Origin of the sequence: Brevibacterium yomogidense (assembly GCF_016107685.1) — a bacterium.
Classification (GTDB): Bacteria; Actinomycetota; Actinomycetes; order Actinomycetales; family Brevibacteriaceae; genus Brevibacterium; species Brevibacterium yomogidense.
This window is the reverse complement of the sequence record NZ_JABASY010000002.1, coordinates 124,101-140,206: the sequence shown is the minus strand read 5'-3', so window position 1 is coordinate 140,206 and position 16,106 is coordinate 124,101. Positions and strand designations below refer to the sequence as shown.

13 protein-coding genes and 1 riboswitch are annotated in these 16,106 nt (G+C 67.8%); of the genes, 7 read left to right on the top strand and 6 right to left on the bottom strand.

Features of this window, described 5'->3' with window-relative positions; translation table 11 throughout:
* Positions 1-107 precede the first annotated feature (107 nt).
* On the bottom strand, positions 108-1,934 hold the full coding sequence (locus JFC09_RS04995) for an ABC transporter family substrate-binding protein (RefSeq protein WP_198392915.1): 1,827 nt from the start codon (positions 1,932-1,934) through the stop codon (positions 108-110).
* Positions 1,935-2,146: 212 nt separating this feature from the next.
* Here JFC09_RS04995 and JFC09_RS04990 point away from each other — a divergent pair, with 212 nt between their 5' ends.
* Complete coding sequence (locus JFC09_RS04990; RefSeq protein WP_198392914.1) at positions 2,147-2,788, top strand: hypothetical protein; 642 nt, start codon at positions 2,147-2,149, stop codon at positions 2,786-2,788.
* A gap of 38 nt (positions 2,789-2,826) precedes the next feature.
* Here JFC09_RS04990 and JFC09_RS04985 read toward each other — a convergent pair whose 3' ends face one another.
* Complete coding sequence (locus JFC09_RS04985; protein WP_198392913.1) at positions 2,827-3,471, bottom strand: MBL fold metallo-hydrolase; 645 nt, start codon at positions 3,469-3,471, stop codon at positions 2,827-2,829.
* A gap of 47 nt (positions 3,472-3,518) precedes the next feature.
* A riboswitch (guanidine-III (ykkC-III) riboswitch) is annotated at positions 3,519-3,584 on the top strand.
* Between the two features lie 11 nt (positions 3,585-3,595).
* Between JFC09_RS04985 and JFC09_RS04980 the strand changes: the two genes are divergently transcribed.
* Together JFC09_RS04980 and JFC09_RS04975 are read left to right on the top strand one after the other, a co-directional pair.
* On the top strand, positions 3,596-3,931 hold the full coding sequence (locus JFC09_RS04980; protein ID WP_198392912.1) for a DMT family transporter: 336 nt from the start codon (positions 3,596-3,598) through the stop codon (positions 3,929-3,931).
* A gap of 1 nt (position 3,932) precedes the next feature.
* Positions 3,933-4,307 carry a DMT family transporter gene (locus JFC09_RS04975; RefSeq protein WP_198392911.1) on the top strand — a complete coding sequence of 125 codons (375 nt, stop codon included), beginning with the start codon at positions 3,933-3,935 and terminating at the stop codon, positions 4,305-4,307.
* Positions 4,308-4,581: 274 nt separating this feature from the next.
* Here the strand turns inward: JFC09_RS04975 and JFC09_RS04970 are convergent, their stop codons facing one another.
* The 4 genes from JFC09_RS04970 to JFC09_RS04955 all read right to left on the bottom strand — a co-directional run bounded on the left by JFC09_RS04970 (position 4,582) and on the right by JFC09_RS04955 (position 9,452).
* Positions 4,582-5,685, bottom strand: coding sequence for an NADH:flavin oxidoreductase/NADH oxidase (locus tag JFC09_RS04970; protein WP_198392910.1), 1,104 nt, complete (start codon positions 5,683-5,685; stop codon positions 4,582-4,584).
* 255 nt (positions 5,686-5,940) lie between these two features.
* Entirely contained in the window at positions 5,941-7,626 is a 1,686-nt protein-coding gene (locus tag JFC09_RS04965; protein WP_198392909.1) for an SLC13 family permease, read from the bottom strand.
* Between the two features lie 221 nt (positions 7,627-7,847).
* On the bottom strand, positions 7,848-8,624 hold the full coding sequence (locus JFC09_RS04960; protein ID WP_198392908.1) for an alpha/beta fold hydrolase: 777 nt from the start codon (positions 8,622-8,624) through the stop codon (positions 7,848-7,850).
* A gap of 198 nt (positions 8,625-8,822) precedes the next feature.
* Positions 8,823-9,452 carry a thymidine kinase gene (locus tag JFC09_RS04955; protein WP_198393525.1) on the bottom strand — a complete coding sequence of 210 codons (630 nt, stop codon included), beginning with the start codon at positions 9,450-9,452 and terminating at the stop codon, positions 8,823-8,825.
* A gap of 345 nt (positions 9,453-9,797) precedes the next feature.
* Between JFC09_RS04955 and JFC09_RS04950 the strand changes: the two genes are divergently transcribed.
* From JFC09_RS04950 to JFC09_RS04935, 4 genes are all read left to right on the top strand, one after another.
* Positions 9,798-12,014 carry an NADP-dependent isocitrate dehydrogenase gene (locus JFC09_RS04950; protein WP_198392907.1) on the top strand — a complete coding sequence of 739 codons (2,217 nt, stop codon included), beginning with the start codon at positions 9,798-9,800 and terminating at the stop codon, positions 12,012-12,014.
* A gap of 252 nt (positions 12,015-12,266) precedes the next feature.
* Entirely contained in the window at positions 12,267-12,788 is a 522-nt protein-coding gene (locus tag JFC09_RS04945) for a LapA family protein (protein WP_198392906.1), read from the top strand.
* Positions 12,789-12,967: 179 nt separating this feature from the next.
* Positions 12,968-13,741: a zinc transporter ZupT gene (gene zupT, locus JFC09_RS04940; protein WP_198392905.1), complete on the top strand. Its 774-nt coding sequence runs from the start codon at positions 12,968-12,970 to the stop codon at positions 13,739-13,741.
* Between the two features lie 212 nt (positions 13,742-13,953).
* Positions 13,954-15,729 carry an FAD-binding dehydrogenase gene (locus tag JFC09_RS04935; RefSeq protein ID WP_198392904.1) on the top strand — a complete coding sequence of 592 codons (1,776 nt, stop codon included), beginning with the start codon at positions 13,954-13,956 and terminating at the stop codon, positions 15,727-15,729.
* Positions 15,730-16,106: the final 377 nt, after the last annotated feature.

Sequence of the window (16,106 nt, the reverse complement as noted above, 5' to 3'; positions counted from 1 at the left end):
CACTCTTCATCTCAGGTGAGTCGCCACCGGCGGGGACACCACGATGAGTGTCCCCGCCGGTGGGCGCTGGCCGCTGGAGTGCGTTCAGCTGGTGGACGTCACGTCCGTCAGCTGACCTGCCACTCCCAGTAGTTCCAGAACATCGTCGGCGACACCGTCGTGTTCGACACGTTCTGGACGCGATCGCGGTAGATCGCCAGCTCCGGGTGCTGGAAGATCGGCATGCCGAAACCGTCCTCGATGAGGGCGCTCTCGATATCCGTCACCAGTTCGTCCTGCGCAGCCTCGTCGGTCTCCGCGAGGAGGTCGTCGAGCATCGAGTTCACGTCGTCGTCCGAGAACCCGCCGTAGTTGTTCTGCGCACCCGTCCGCCAGTTGGCGTCCGAGTCCGTGACGCCCGTGGACGTGGACTGCCAGCCGAAGAGCGACGCGTCATACGTGCCGTCGCCCAGTCGCGTGCCCCAGTTGTCGTCGCCGTCTTCGATGATCTTGAAGCCGGCCTGCTCCGCCTGCTCCTTGATGAGCGTGAACTGCTGGGCACGGCGCTGGTTGGACGCGCCGTAGAGGAAGCGGACCTCGGGCGCTTCCACGCCTGCCTCCTCGAGGAGCTCCTTCGCCCCGTCGATGTCCGCGCCGGGGAATTCGTCCGACCCGTTGTTCGCCACGATCTCGTCGTAGCCGGGCGCGCCGGGCACCCGGTAGAGGGAGTCACGGGTCGACGCGTCGTCCTTGAGCGGGGCGATGATCGTCTCGACGATCTGTTCGCGCGGCAGCGTCTTGAGGAACGCCTGCCTCACGAGCTTCGCCTTCTCCTCGTCACCGTCGTACGAGGCCGGATCGAACGGGCCGTTGTTGTCGTACGTGAGGTCGACGTGCTCGTAGGTCGCGCCGTCCTCCGTGTCGACCGTGACACCGTCGATCGCTTCCGCCGCCGACTTCACGTCCGCTGTGGCCTGCGGCTGGATCATGTCGACCTCGCCGTTCTCCACAGCCTGCACGGCCGCCATCGGATCCTCGTTGTAGCGGATCGTCACCTGGTTGACACCCACCTCGTGGGGGCCCGAGTAGTTCTCGTCCGCTTCGAGGGTGAGGTACTGACCCTCCGCGAAGTCGACCATCTTGTAGGGACCGCTGTGGACGAGGAGCTCGTCCTCGTCCGGCATCGACGTGAAGTCGAAGTCCTTGTTCCACGAGTTCGAGATCGGCGACAGCGCTTCCGTGTCCTCGTCCTCGATCGCGTCGAGGACGGCCTGCTTGGCAGCTTCCGGGTCGTCTTCGTCCAGAGCCCGCTTGCCGACGATGTGGGCGGGCACGCCCACGCCGTCCGCGCCGAAGCCCAGTTCGTACTGCCAGTCCGCGAACGGCTTGGAGTACTCGAAGGTGACTTCCTTGCCGTCCTCGGAGATCTCCGGGAAGTCCTCGATGAGCTGCGAACCGATGACGGAGGCGTCGAAGAAGACGGTGGACTCGTCCTCGATCTCCTCGACGGTGCCCTCGTCGTCGCGCTCGACGTCCTCTTCGGTGTTGAAGTTCGACGACTGCGCGGCCCACTGGAGGACGATGTCCGCAGCGTCGACTGGCGTGCCGTCCGACCAGGCCGCGTCGTCGGCGAAGGTGTACTTCACCTGGAGCGGATCCTCCGACACCTGCTCGATGGTGCCGAGGTTGCCCTCCTGCACCTCCAGGGCGTCGTCGTAGTACCCGAAGTTGTCGTTCATCATGTAGGTGACGATCGAGTTCGCGACAGCATTGCCGTTCGTCGTCATCGTGTTCATGCTGCGGAACGGCTCGTTCCAGCCGATGTTGAGGATGGAGTTCTCGTCTCCACCGCCGCCGTCACCGTCACCGTCTCCACCGCCGGGCGGTGTGCAGGCGGACAGCACCATGGCAGCGGCTGCGATGCCGGCACCGATCCCCAGATAGCGCTTCTTCACTTCGTCTCCCGTTGGTCATGAGGGTCTGAGTTGCCCGAGCGGTCTGAAGGGGCCTTGCGGCCCCTCCTGTGATCCTCTTGAGCGAATCATGCGCGTGGCATGAATTGATTGAACTGTATGGCGGCAATGTGTCTTAACGCACACTGGGAGGCGCGCCGGAACGCATCGTTACGCATTCGTAACGGCTCGTGTATGGACATACACTCAGCCGCATGGAGCATGACGAGAATCACGGTGGCGGTCCGAGGTCGGTGCCGCCCGGATCGGCCGCCGACGGCGCGGTCCTGAGGACAAGCAGCGCTGTGACGATCGGCTGGGTCACGATCGCCGCTGCGGTGGTCGTGGCAGCGCTCGTCGTCCTCCAGGTGCCGCCCGCCGGCGCCGTGCGCATGGTGGGTCTCCCCGCCTTCATCGGCGTCGTGGGATGGTCCTGCTATCTGAGGCCTCGCGTGCACCTGCGTGAGCACGGCGTGCACGTCGTCAACATCCTCCGCACGTACGACGTGCCGTTCTCACGCGTGACCGACCTCGACCTCCGGCTGGGCGTCACGCTCGTGACGGACACGGGGAGGAAGATCGGCGTGTGGTCGCTGCCCCACACGGGGCGCCGCGCCCGTCGCGAAGGACTGTCGCGAGGAGTGGTCGAGCCGCACACCGCCGCCGAGGTGGACCGCGTCGTCACCGCCCACGCCCGGTGGCAATCCACGGGCCACACGGCCGGTTCCGGGTCGGATCGGCCGGTCGATCATCACGGCGCGGCCATCGTCACGCGCGTGCAGGTCGTACCGCTCGCCCTCTGCATCCTCACAGCCGTGTGGGCGCTCTGGGGGCTGGGGTACATCTCCGGACTGTGAGTCAGACTCCGGTCGGGGTCATGAGGGTTTGAGATCCCTCACCAGCGGCGTGCGCGCCATTCCGGCAGGCTGGGCCGCTCGTCCCCGATCGTCGTGCCGTCACCATGGCCCGGCAGCACGAGCGTGTCGTCGCCGAACCGTGCGAATACACGCTCCTCCAGATCATCCATGAGGGAGTCGAAGTCCTCGTCCGACCACGTCTTGCCGGGGCCTCCCGGGAACAGCGAGTCGCCGGAGAGGAGCACATCCTGCCCGTCGTCGTCGGTGAGGACGACGGCGATGGAACCGGGAGTGTGGCCGCGCAGCGCGATGCACGCGAAGGAGAGCCCGCCGACGACGAGCACATCCTCGTGGGCCACCGTCTCCGCCACCGCTGCGCCGGACTCCTCGGCGATGGCGTCGGCATCGTCGACACCGGCGATCGTCCGGTCCGTGAGGACCTCGGCGGCTTCCTTGAGCGCACGGACGTGGTCCCAGTGGCGGTGGGTCGTGAGGATGGCGTCGACGGCGCCTCCCCCGGCCTCGGCGATGAGCGACTGAATCGCGGGGAAGTCGTCCGCCGCGTCGACGAGGACGTGCGACTCCGCGCCGTCGGCCGTGACGAGGTAGACGTTGTTCTGCATCTCCGACACGGAGATCGATCGGATGGTGAACCCTGAGAATTCGCGCGTCACGATGTCCATGCCGCCACCCTAGTCGCTAGCCCTTCTCGCGTGTTGCTACCCTCGTCGACAGGCGCAGAACCCCGCCTGCGGACGAGGGAGCCGTACCCGCACACGCGACAAGACGGCCTCAGGAGGCTCTTCCATGTCCGTGGCACTCACGCCCGCCATCGCCTGGACCGTGCTCATCGCATCAGGTGCTTTCGAGACGATGTGGGCCTACGCCCTGGCCGCCCATCACCTGCGCATGCGAAGACGCATCGTCCTCTTCGTGGTGGGCACCCTCATCTCCATGGGCGGTCTGGCCGCCGCGCTCGGAACGATCCCCGTGGGAACCGGCTACGCCGTGTGGGTGGGCATCGGCGCCGTCACGACGCTCGCGTTCGCCATCATGCGGCGAGAAGAGTCGCTCACATGGGTGCGCGCGGTCTTCGCCGCAATCCTCCTCACGGGCGTCGTCGGCCTCCAGGTGGTGAGCTGACATGCACTGGATCCTGCTCATCCTGTCCGGCTCACTCGAAGCGGTGTGGGCCCACGCGCTGAAGGACATCCTCGACCCCGTCAACGCTGTTGTGTTCCTGCTGGGCCTGACCGGCTCCGTGTGGGGACTGCAGCGGGCGATGAAGGTCATCCCCATGGGCACCGCCTACGCCATCTGGGTGGGTGTCGGCGCGTCCGTCACAGCCGTCTGGTCGGGGATCCAGGGCGAGCCGTTCGGCCTGGGGAAGATCCTGTTCCTCTGCCTCATCCTCGTGGGCGTCATCGGTCTCGAACTCAGTCGGGGCAAGGACACCGCGGACGACCCCGCCTCTGCTCCGGCCTCTGCTGACGACGCGCCCCCGCCGCCCACCGGCTGACGACAGTTCCCTGCTGCCCACCGGCTGACGCGCTGACGCATTCCGGCTGTGACTCTCCCCATCCCGCCTCACGCCGCTTCACCTACGTCCGCGTTCCGGACCGTTTTCGCGCGTCGGCCGGTCCTGTACGCGGACGTAGATGACCAAGTGGCGCGAACGCGGACGTAGGTGACGAAATGGCGCGTACGCGGACGTAGGTGGCGGGATGGCGCAGGACGTGCGCCGCCGCGAGTGCCCACGGAGCGGATGCCTCAGTGGGTCGGGAGCGGTTGCCTCAGTGGGTCGCGCGGAAGGCACCTCGCGTGTACTGCGGCGGGTACGGTGCTTCGCGCCAGTCCATGCCCAGCTGGAACGCGGCCCGCTGAGGCCACGCAGGATCCCGCAGTGCGGCGCGGCCGATGAAGACGACATCCGCGTCGCCGGACACCAGCACCTGCTCCGCCTGCACCGCTTCCGTCAGGAGGCCCACCGCGCCCGTCGTCGCGCCGGTCGCCGCGATCTCCCCCGCGAGCGGCACCTGGTAGCCCGGGCCCACCGGAATGGTCGCCGGCACGTTGCCCGACGACGACACGTCGATGAGATCGCATCCTTCGGCGGTGAGCAGCGCCGCGAGCTCCGCCGCCTGCTCCACGTCGAAGCCGACGTCCTCCCAGTCGTCCTCCGGCCATTCCGATGCGGACAGCCGCACGAACACCGCCACGTCCTCGCCCACCGCGTCGCGGACCGCGGCATAGACCTCGCGCACCAGACGAGTGCGTCCCTCGAAGTCACCGCCATACTCGTCATCGCGGTGGTTCGACAGGGGCGAGAGGAACGAATGGATGAGGTATCCGTGGGCCCCGTGGATCTCCACCGCGTCGAAGCCCACCGCAGCGGACCGGCGGGCGGCGGCGGCGAAGGCGGCGACGACCTCGGCGATCTCGTCCTTCGTCATCGCGGCCGGCGTCGCGAGACCCGGGTACTGCTCCGCGCTGGGTGCGACCGGCTTCCACCCGCCCTCGGACTCCGCGATCACACCCTTGGGCCCGCCGTAGAAGTTGGGGTGCGTGCTCGCCTTGCGACCGGCGTGCGCCAGCTGGATCCCGATCGCGGCGTCCTGGGAGTGGACGAAATCGACGACCCGCTTCCACGCGGCCGCCTGCTCGTCGTTCCAGATGCCGGCGTCGTTCGGGGAGATGCGGCCGTCCGGGAGCACAGCGGATGCCTCCGCGATGAGGAGGCCGAAACCACCCTGCGCTCGCGCGCCCAGATGCACGAGGTGCCAGTCCGTCGGCACACCGTCCCCGGCGAAGCACGAGTACTGGCACATGGGCGGCAGCCACACCCGGTTCTTCACGGTGAGGCTGCGCAGGGTGATGGGCTCGAAGAGACGGGGCATGCGTGGACTCCTGACGGTCTGGACGTGTCGGGCGCAGGCGGGCTCAGACCCTCGCGCGGTCGTGGCCGCGCCGCCGGCGGCCACTGTACCCACCGGCTCCGACGGTCGCCCGGAACGACCGCACCGCGGACGCCGCCCCTCTGAGGGCCGACGTCCGCGGTGAGTGGTCGCCTTCGAAACGGAAGCGCAGCCGCCTCAGCCGCCTGCCGAAGCGGAGGCGCGGATCGGTCAGCAGCCCGCTGACCCGACGTCGTCTCAGTAGACGATGCCGAAGACCCCGACCGCGAGCGTCATCGTCGCCAGGGTGAGGACCACGAGCGCGATCATGTTGAGCCAGAAGCCGCCCTTCACCATCTGCCCGATCGTCACGTAGCCGGAGCCGAATGCGACCGCGTTGGGCGGAGTGGCGACCGGCAGCATGAACGCGCACGTCGCGGCCAGTGCGACCGGCACCGTGAGGATGAGCGGGTCCGCACCGATGCCCAGTGCGACACCGCCCACGACCGGGATGAAGGTGGCCGCGGTCGCGGTGTTCGACGTGATCTCCGTGAGGAAGAGGATCGCGAACGCCAGCACTGCGACGAGGACGACGATCGGGACACCGGCGAGCCCTTCCACCGCGTCACCGATCGATTCCGTGAGCCCGGACGACGTGAACTGACCGGACAGCGCCAGCCCACCGCCGAACAGCAGCAGGACGCCCCACGGCATGTCCACCGCGGTGTCCCAGTCCAGCAGCCGCACGCCGCGCTTCGCCCCGGCGGGCAGGATGAAGAGGATGAGGCCGACCGTCATCGCGATCCCGGCGTCGGAGATGGGTGCCGGGTCGAAGATCGTCGGGATGAAGATCCAGGACAGCGCAGCCAGGATGAAGACGGCGAGCACCATCCACTCCGGGCGGGACATCGGGCCGAGCTTCGCCATCTCGTCGTCGATGAGCTTCCGTCCGCCCGGGATGCGCTTCACCTCGGGCCGGAAGAACACCTGCGTGAGGAGGAGCCAGCAGATGAACATCATGACGACGGCCACGGGGACGCCCACGAGCATCCACTGCCCAAAACCGATCGAGATGTCGTGGTTGTCCCGCAGGTAGCCGACGAGGAACGTGTTGGGAGGGGTTCCGATGATCGTGCCGAGCGACCCGATCGACGCGGAGTACGCGATCGCGAGCATGAGTGCGGTGCCGAACTTCGACTGCAGGAGCGAGCCCTTCGTCGTCGCCGAGGCCTCGGCTGAGTCGGTGCCATCGCCCGCCTGGCCGCCCGCTGAGGCCCCCGCCTGCGCGTCTCCCGCGTCGCTCAGTGACGCGACGTCACCGGAGCGCTCCATCGTCTCGTTGACGAGGATGAGGACGGACAGCCCGATCGGCAGCATGAGCACTGCGGTCGCCGTGTTCGACACCCACATCGACAGGAAACCGGTGGAGATCATGAACCCGGCGATCATGAGGTTCGTCCGGTCCCCCATCACCCGGAGGACGACGAGCGCGATCCGGCGGTGCAGGTTCCACTTCTGCATGGACAGCGCGATGAGGAAGCCGCCCATGAAGAGGAAGATCGTGTCCGACCCGTAGCTGCCGCCCACCTCGGAGAGGTCGACGCCGTTGAAGATCGGGAAGACGACGAGCGGCACGAGAGCGGTCGCGGGGATCGGGATCGCCTCGGTCATCCACCAGATGCCCATGAGGGCGGCCGTCGCGGCGGTGACCTTCGCCTCGGGCGCCATCGATCCCGGCAGCAGCGTGTACATGAGGAGTGCTGCGAAGAGACCGGCGACGAAGCCCGTCCAGCGGATCGTCACCGTCCGCTTCGGCAGCCCCGGGTCCCTGAACCCGGCGGAGACGATCCGCCCGTCCGATCGGTCCGGCGGATACGCCGGTCGGCCGGAACTCGCCGCAGTGCGCGTCGTCGGGTCCTTCCGCTGCTGGTTCGTGTCACTCATGGCCGACCTCCATGCCCTCAGAATGTGCCGGGACAGCAGAGGCGTCCCGGATGTCCGGGCTACACCCTACGCATTCTGCGGAGTCGTTGCGGGATCTCTGAGGAGTCGTTGACAAAGAGGTGGCACGCGCGACCGTTCCAGGCCTGCGAGGGGCGGGTCAGTCCCGAGAGCGGCCGGAGCAGTCCCGCGTCGAACGGGTCGGTCGCGCGAGGCTGATCAGATCAGTCACCGGAGGGTGCGCAGAAGCTCGCGAGGTGGTCGGCGACCAGTTCCGGGTGCTCGACCAGCGGCAAGTGGGCCGAGTCGGGGACCACGGCGAATCGGGAGCCGTCGACCTGCTCGTGCAGGGCCCTCATCGCCTCCGGGGTGTTCCCGATGTCCTGGGAACCGGCGAGGAAGAGGACGGGCACGTCGATCTCGGCGACTCGGTCGCGGATGTCGTAGCGGGCGAGCGCACCGCAGCAGTCGATGTAGCCGTCCGGGTCCGTCTGCGCCAGCTGCTCGAGGACGATGGGGCCGGCCGCGATGTCCTCGTCGAGGAACCCGGCGGCGAACCAGCGGTCTGCGGTGTCCGCGACGAACGGGCGGAGGCTGCCCGCTTCGCGCACCTCGCGGATCCGCTCGTCCCAGCGCTCCGCTCCCCCGAAGTAGTCGCCCGTGCAGAGAGCGGAGACTCCGCGCAGTCTCTCCGGAGCACGCAGGGCGAGTGTGAGGGCGATGGCGCCGGAGATCGACACCCCCGCGAACCAGAAACGGTCTGCTCCGTACGCATCTGCGACGGCGACCACTTCGTCCGCGAGATCGTCGATCGTCACGTCCGGCATCCGGGGGCTCAGACCGTGACCGGGAAGATCGAGTGTGACGACCCGGAAGTCGTCCGCGAGGCGGTAGGCCACTCCCGCCCACTGCGAACCGTGGGTCCCCAGTGAGGGACCGAGGATCAGCAGGGGCGCGTTCGGGTCGGCGTCATTGATCAGGGTGTGGGCGAGAGCAGTCATGGGCGATCCCTTCCAGCAGGTGCGGGCCGACGGGTGTGGGCAGAACCCACCCTATCGACGGTGCAGGTCTCACGGGAGCCGGTCGCCGTGCAGTACCGGTCGCCGGGCACTACCGGTCAGGCACTACCCGTCGCCGGACGGCATGAGAGGCTCCCCCGGAACGCCGAGGCGATGCTCACCTCCGAGATGGTGCTCACCTCAGTGGAGGCGCCCGCCGGACTCACGCAGGTAGCAGGCGGGGCACAGGGATTCGTAGGTGACGTCCATCCCGTCGATGGCGACCTGGTCCCCGGCGAAGACGAACGCGCCGTCGATCTTCCGGCCGTTGAACATCGCCTTGCTGCCGCAGCGGCAGATCGTCTTGAGCTCTTCGAGCGAGTGAGCGGTCTCGAGGAGCCGACCGGAACCGGGGAAGGCGTTCGTGCGGAAGTCCGTGCGGATGCCGTAGGCCATGACCGGGACATCGCAGTAGACGGCGATGCGCATGAGTCCGTCGACCTGCGCCGGCTCCAGGAACTGCGCTTCGTCGATGAGCAGGCAGCTCACCGGCAGGCCCGGGTCGGCGAGTGTTTCGATGAGGGCGTCATGGTCCACGCGCTTCGCCGCGTCCCGGAAGAGCTGCTCGACGTCGTCATGCGGCTCGATGAGGAAGTCCGTGCGCCGGGACACCCCCAGCCGCGACACGATGAGGTCATCGCCCTTCGAGTCGACCTGAGGCTTCGCGAGCAGGACCCGCTGGCCCCGCTCCTCATAGTTGAACGCCGCCTGCAGCAGAGCGGTCGACTTGCCGGAGTTCATCGCCCCGTATCGGAAGTACAGCTTCGCCACGTGCCGCGGCCCCCATTCCCCGTCCGTCAGTGCCCGTCCGTCGTCGGCGGCCGCGCCGCCGCCCCGGCTCACTGCGCACCGGGACACCGGAATCGTACTCTGATGCGCTCCGGCCCGAGGTCCGGGCGGAGCTTCCCGCGCTGGTGACAGCTGTCGCGCGGCAGCAAGCCACGTAGCTGTTCCGGCAGCCGTGGCAGGGCCGTTCTCACAGCCGCCGTACGGCTGGTGTGGCAGGTCGCTCATGGACGGTGTGGCAGGTGGCACGTGGACGGCCGCCGTTCTCGGATCACCGGACGGATAGACTTGGCCCGAATAACCCCCGACCGAAAACGGAGATGCTCTTTCATGGCAAAGATCATGTACACGCGCACGGACGAGGCTCCGCTGCTGGCCACGTATTCGCTGAAGCCCATCGTCGAAGCGTTCGCCCGCACCGCAGGAGTCGAGGTCGAGACCCGCGACATCTCGCTCGCCGGCCGCATCATAGCGCTGTTCCCCGAACGACTGACGGAGTCGCAGCGGCTTGACGACGCACTCGCAGAACTGGGCGACCTGGCGAAGACCCCCGGCGCGAACATCATCAAGCTGCCGAACATCTCTGCCTCCGTCCCGCAGCTCAAGGCGGCTGTGGCGGAGCTCCAGGCGCAGGGATATGACATCCCCGACTACCCGGAGGATCCGCAGACCGACGAGGAGAAGGACTTCCGCTCCCGCTACGACACGGTCAAGGGCTCCGCTGTGAACCCCGTGCTGCGTGAAGGCAATTCGGACCGCCGTGCGCCCAAGGCGATCAAGCAGTACGCGAAGAAGTACCCGCACTCGATGGGTGAGTGGGCTGCGGATTCGAAGACGTCGGTCGCGACGATGGGCTCGAACGACTTCGCGTCGAACGAGAAGTCGGTCGTCTCCCCTGCCGAGGACACCTTCACCATCCGCTTCACACCCACCGGTGGAGAAGCACGCGAGCTGAAGTCGATCCCCGTGCTCCCCGGCGAGGTCGTCGACGGCACCTACATGGATTCCGCCTCTCTCGTGTCCTTCCTCAAGGACCAGATCGCCGCCGCCAAGGAATCCGGGGTCCTCTTCTCTGTGCACCTCAAGGCGACCATGATGAAGGTGTCCGACCCCGTCCTGTTCGGCTACGTGGTCCGCGCCTTCCTGCCCGAGGTCTTCGACACCTACGGTGAGCAGCTCGCCGCCGCAGGCCTGTCCGCTGACGACGGCCTGGGCGCGATCCTCGCCGGACTCGATTCGCTCGACGCGGACACCGCCGCCGGTGTGAAGGCCGCCATCGACAAGGGCCTCGACGAAGGCCCGGCACTCGCGATGGTGGATTCTTCCAAGGGCATCACGAACCTCCACGTCCCCAGCGACGTGATCGTCGATGCGTCCATGCCCGCGATGATCCGCGTGGGCGGCAAGATGTGGGGTGCGGACGACAAGACGCACGACACGCTCGCCGTCATCCCCGACTCCTCGTACGCCGGTGTCTTCGAAGCCGTCATCGAGGATTGCAAGGCGAACGGCGCCTACGACCCCACGACGATGGGCTCTGTCCCCAACGTCGGGCTCATGGCCCAGAAGGCGGAGGAGTACGGCTCGCACGACAAGACGTTCGTCCTCGACGCGGACGGTGTGGTCGAGGTCGTGAACGGTGCGGGCGAAGTCCTCATGAGCCACGACGTGTCCGCCGGTGACATCTGGCGCGGCTGCCAGACGAAGGACACCCCGATCCGCGACTGGGTCCGCCTCGCCGTCGAGCGTGCGCGCCTGTCCGACACCCCCGCGGTGTTCTGGCTGGACGAGAACCGCGCTCACGACGCGCAGCTCATCACGAAGGTGAAGGAGTACCTGGCCGACCACGACACGGACGGCCTGGACATCCGCATCATGTCGCCGATCGAGGCGACGAAGCTGTCCGTCGAGCGCATCCGTCGCGGCGAGGACACCATCTCCGTCACCGGCAACGTGCTGCGCGACTACAACACGGACCTCTTCCCGATCCTCGAGCTGGGGACCTCCGCGAAGATGCTGTCCGTGGTGCCGCTCATCGCGGGCGGCGGCCTGTTCGAGACGGGTGCGGGCGGTTCCGCTCCCAAGCACGTCCAGCAGCTCGTGGAGGAGAACCACCTGCGCTGGGACTCCATGGGTGAGTTCTTCGCGATCGCGGAATCGTTCCGCCACTTCCAGAACAAGGAAGACAACGACCGTGCAGGCGTGCTCGCCGCGACTCTGGACGACGCAACGGCTACCTTCCTCGAGGAGAACCGCTCCCCGTCGCGCAAGGTGAACGAGATCGACAACCGCGGCAGCCACTTCTATCTGGCGCTCTACTGGGCGGAAGAGCTGGCGAAGCAGACCGATGACCAGCCGCTCGCCGATGCCATCGCACCGGTGGCCAAGGCGCTGCGCGAGAACGAGGACAAGATCACCCGTGAGCTCCTCACGGTGCAGGGCCGCGAAGTCGACCTGGGTGGCTACTACAACCCGTCGAACGAGAAGGCGGACTCGGTCATGCGTCCGTCGGCCACGTTCAACGACATCATCGCGACACTGGGCTGACAGTACTCAGCTGGCAGGACTCGGCTGAGACGGCTGAGCTGACGAGCATGAGGTCATGCTGAGTAGGACGCAGCGCTCATGACGGCGGGGACACACGACATCGTGTGTCCCCGCTGTCGTCTGCAGGCGTGGCGTCGTGGGGCGCCGTGGAGCGAATGTTCACGGTGGCCGTGGGTCCTCGCCGCCAGGGTCGCGTCACGACATCGAGTCGGTTTTCGGTGCGTACCCCCACTGCGGCGGTACGCTGGTGGTATGACGACGAACCCCGATCCGCGCGAAGCCCAGAACCCCGCCCACCAGGGTGCCGGCGACCAGGGCACCGGCAACCTGAGCGACAGCCTCCCGGCAGAGCTCCTGGAACCCGACGCCGGTCAGTCGGTGGGCGGCGCAGAGGCTCCCCCGGCACCTGCTCCCTCACCCGGGTCGGCACCCACCGCACCCACGCGGGAAGCACCCGGCCCGACCACTCCGACCCAGGAGACGCCTACGCGTCGGAGTCAGCCGGCCGCTGACACGAAGACCGGCATGTCCGGGGGTGTGTGGGTATCGCTCATCCTCGGCGCGATCATCACCGTGATGCTGCTGATCTTCATCATCCAGAACAACACGGCCGCACAGTTCCAGTACTTCGGATGGAACTTCTCGCTCCCGCTGGGCGTCGCGATGCTGCTCGCCGCGATCGCCGGAGTGCTTGTCGCCGGCATCATCGGCAGCGTGCGGATCTTCATCCTCACGCGCAGGCTCAAGAAGGTGCAGAAGGCCATCGGCCACTGACAGCCTCCGGGCAGTCGCCACACAGATCATCCGAAGCAGTCGTCACGCACGCCTGCGCGTCTTCCGTGAGCGCGGGGACCGGAGCGTGGTGAGCGCGGGCACCGGAGCGCGCATGACATTCGCTCACCTGCGCAATGATTGACTTGTGAACGATGACTGAGGGACGGTACCACTGAGGAGTGGCCCCACTCATCGCACTCGCCTTCACCGTCATCGCGGGTCTGGCGACGGGCCTGGGCGGACTCCTCTCCGTGTTCGGCGGAGGCATGAGCAAGCGCTTCCTCGCCGGGGCTCTGGGATTCTCCGTGGGTGTGATGGTGTGCATCTCCATGGTCGAACTCCTCCCCCAGGCCGCTGACGATTTCCGTGCCGAAGGCATCTCCCCGGGACTCGCGCTGCTCGCCGCGGTGATCGGGGCGGTCATCGTCTTCCTCTTCTCCGTCGCCACGCGGCTGCGCCGCCGCAGCGAGCTGCCCGCACACGACGACGTGCTCCAGAAGAGGGCTCTGCTGCGCACAGGCATGCTCACCGCGGTCGCGCTGACCGCCCACAATTTCCCCGAAGGGTTCGCCACGTTCCTCACAGCGCTGCACGACCCCCGTCTGGCCGTCCCGGTCGTCGCGGCGATCGCACTGCACAATGTGCCGGAGGGGATCGCGGTCGCCGTCCCCATCTACCACGCCACGGGTTCGAGGAGGCGCGCCCTGCTGGCGAGCTTCGGTTCCGGACTGGCTGAACCGGTCGGCGCGCTGGTCGGCTGGCTCCTGCTCGCACCGTGGCTCACCCCGATCGTCCTGAGTGCTGTCCTCGCGGGTGTCGCCGGGATCATGATCACGATCAGCATCGCTGAACTCCTGCCCGCCGCGCTGGCGCAGCGGGAATCACGCGCGACGACGACCGGGATCATCGCAGGGGCACTCGTCATGTGGGTGAGCCTGCTCGCCCTGAACTGATCGGCCAAGTCCGCTCGTCCGCGCCCACCCGCTCCGAGGGCTCCTTCAGCTGGATGTCGCCTCGGCCCGTCCCCTGTCTGCGCCTCCCAGCGCTCACCGAAGGTCGCTCGCCTCGGTCACCTCGGCTGATGCGTCTTGTTATCCTGATCACAGGCTCCGTCCTGCAGGCCGACACCCTCTGCCTGCTCCTCTCTGCCTCGGAGGTGTGTGCCATGTCCTCAGACGTCCTCGTCATCGGTGCTGGTCTGTCAGGACTGGTCGCAGCCACGGAGGCGTGCGACGCAGGCGCCACAGTCACGATCCTTGATCAGGAGTCGGAAGCGAACCTTGGAGGCCAGGCGTACTGGAGCTTCGGCGGTCTGTTCCTCGTCGACTCCCCTGAACAGCGCCGCATGGGCGTGCGCGACTCCCTCGAACTGGCCCGACGGGACTGGTGGGGATCCGCCCAGTTCGAGGACCACGACCACCTCCCCCGGCAGTGGGCCGAGGCCTACCTCGAGTTCGCCTCCGGCCCCAAGCGCGCATGGCTCCACGACATGGGCGTGCGCTTCTTCCCCATCGTCGGCTGGGCGGAACGCGGCGACGGCACCGCCCACGGGCACGGCAACTCCGTCCCCCGCTTCCACATCACGTGGGGCACGGGACCCGGCGTGCTCGCGCCATTCGTCGCCCGCGCCAAGGACCACATCCGCGCGGGCAGACTCCGCGTCCTCTTCCGGCACAGAGTGAACGAACTGGTGGTCGAAGGCGGGAAGGTGACCGGGGCCTCGGGCGCGGTGCTGGCCGAGGACACGGCGGCGAGGGGCATTCCGAGCTCGCGCGAGCAGGTCGGCGACTTCACACTCCGCGCGGACGCGGTGATCGTGACGAGCGGTGGGATCGGCGGCAACCACGACATGGTGCGAGCGCAGTGGCCGCCGAGGCTGGGCAGCCCGCCGCAGACCATGCTCACGGGAGTGCCCGCATACGTCGACGGGTCGATGATGCCGATCGCACAGGATGCAGGAGCCCACATCCTCAACCCCGACCGCATGTGGCACTACGTCGAGGGGATCGGCAATTGGGACCCCGTCTGGCCGCAGCACGGGATCCGCATCCTGCCCGGACCGTCCTCCCTCTGGATCGATGCGCGGGGCAACCGACTCCCGGACCCAGCGTTCCCCGGATTCGACACGATGGCCACGCTGCGGCACCTGCGCGGAACCGGCCATGACTACTCGTGGTTCATCCTCAACAGGCGGATCATCGAGAAGGAGTTCGCGCTGTCCGGCTCAGAGCAGAACCCGGACCTCACCGGGAAATCCGTGCGGCAGCTGGCGGGACGCCTGGGGTCCGGAGCACCCGCACCCGTCGAGGCGTTCCTGCGGCACGGCGAGGACTTCCTCCAGGGCGAGAGCGTCGAAGAGCTCGTGAGCAGGATGAACGCGCTGACGGCCACGTGCCCGAATGTGGGCGATCACGCGGAACTCGACCCCGCGGACGTCGCCGAACTCATCGCTGAACGCGACGCCCAGGTCGACAACCCCTTCGCGAAAGACCGCCAGATCCAAGCGATCCACGCGGCGCGCGGATACCTGGGAGACAAGATCATGCGGGCAGTGCCACCACACCGCCTCACCGACCCGGAAGCCGGACCACTCATCGCCGTGCGACTGCGCGTACTCACCCGCAAGACCCTGGGAGGACTGCACACTGATTTGCAGGGCCGCGTGCTCCGGGGCGTGGGCGCTGTGGGCGCGGGTGGTGTAGGTGCTGCTGGTGTAGGTGCGGATGGCGCAGGCGTGGGTGGCGTGGGCGTGGGTGGCGTGGGCGCTGTGGGCGCGGGTCCGGTTGGTGGTGAAGCGCCGGTCGTCGAGGGACTCTTCGCGGCGGGAGAGGCCGCGGGGTTCGGCGGAGGAGGCATGCACGGCCACAACGCACTCGAAGGGACATTCCTGGGCGGATGCCTGTTCTCCGGCCGGATCGCGGGGCGCGCCGCCGCAGGATGACGGACTGGCCTGGAATTCCGGTCCGCGCCGGGGCGACAGTCCGTGCCGGGGCGACAATCCGTGCCGGGGCGACAATCCGTGCCGGGGCGACAATCCAGGTCCGAGGCGACAGTCCGCGCCGAGGCGACAGTCCGCGCCGAGGCGACAGTCCGTGCCGGGGCGACAGTCCAGGCCCGAGTCGCCGCGCCACCTACATGTTTCTTCGCCAGCTGCGTACGCGCTTCTGGGGGTCCGGCTCCGCCTACAAGAAACTTTGCCAGCTACGTACGAATAACAGTGCAGGTGGCGAGCGGACATGTAGCTGGCAAAGAATCATGTAGGTGGCGAACCGGCGCCGCTGCGTGTCCGGCGCCGCTGCACGTCTGGCGCCGCTGCGT

Coding starts and splice junctions, on each gene's coding strand:
- JFC09_RS04990 (WP_198392914.1), top strand. CDS start 2,147: ATGGAGCATGACGAGAATCACGGTGGCGGTCCGAGGTCGGTGCCGCCC.
- JFC09_RS04985 (WP_198392913.1), bottom strand. CDS start 3,471: ATGGACATCGTGACGCGCGAATTCTCAGGGTTCACCATCCGATCGATC.
- JFC09_RS04980 (WP_198392912.1), top strand. CDS start 3,596: ATGTCCGTGGCACTCACGCCCGCCATCGCCTGGACCGTGCTCATCGCA.
- JFC09_RS04975 (WP_198392911.1), top strand. CDS start 3,933: ATGCACTGGATCCTGCTCATCCTGTCCGGCTCACTCGAAGCGGTGTGG.
- JFC09_RS04970 (WP_198392910.1), bottom strand. CDS start 5,685: ATGCCCCGTCTCTTCGAGCCCATCACCCTGCGCAGCCTCACCGTGAAG.
- JFC09_RS04965 (WP_198392909.1), bottom strand. CDS start 7,626: ATGAGTGACACGAACCAGCAGCGGAAGGACCCGACGACGCGCACTGCG.
- JFC09_RS04960 (WP_198392908.1), bottom strand. CDS start 8,624: ATGACTGCTCTCGCCCACACCCTGATCAATGACGCCGACCCGAACGCG.
- JFC09_RS04950 (WP_198392907.1), top strand. CDS start 9,798: ATGGCAAAGATCATGTACACGCGCACGGACGAGGCTCCGCTGCTGGCC.
- JFC09_RS04945 (WP_198392906.1), top strand. CDS start 12,267: ATGACGACGAACCCCGATCCGCGCGAAGCCCAGAACCCCGCCCACCAG.
- JFC09_RS04935 (WP_198392904.1), top strand. CDS start 13,954: ATGTCCTCAGACGTCCTCGTCATCGGTGCTGGTCTGTCAGGACTGGTC.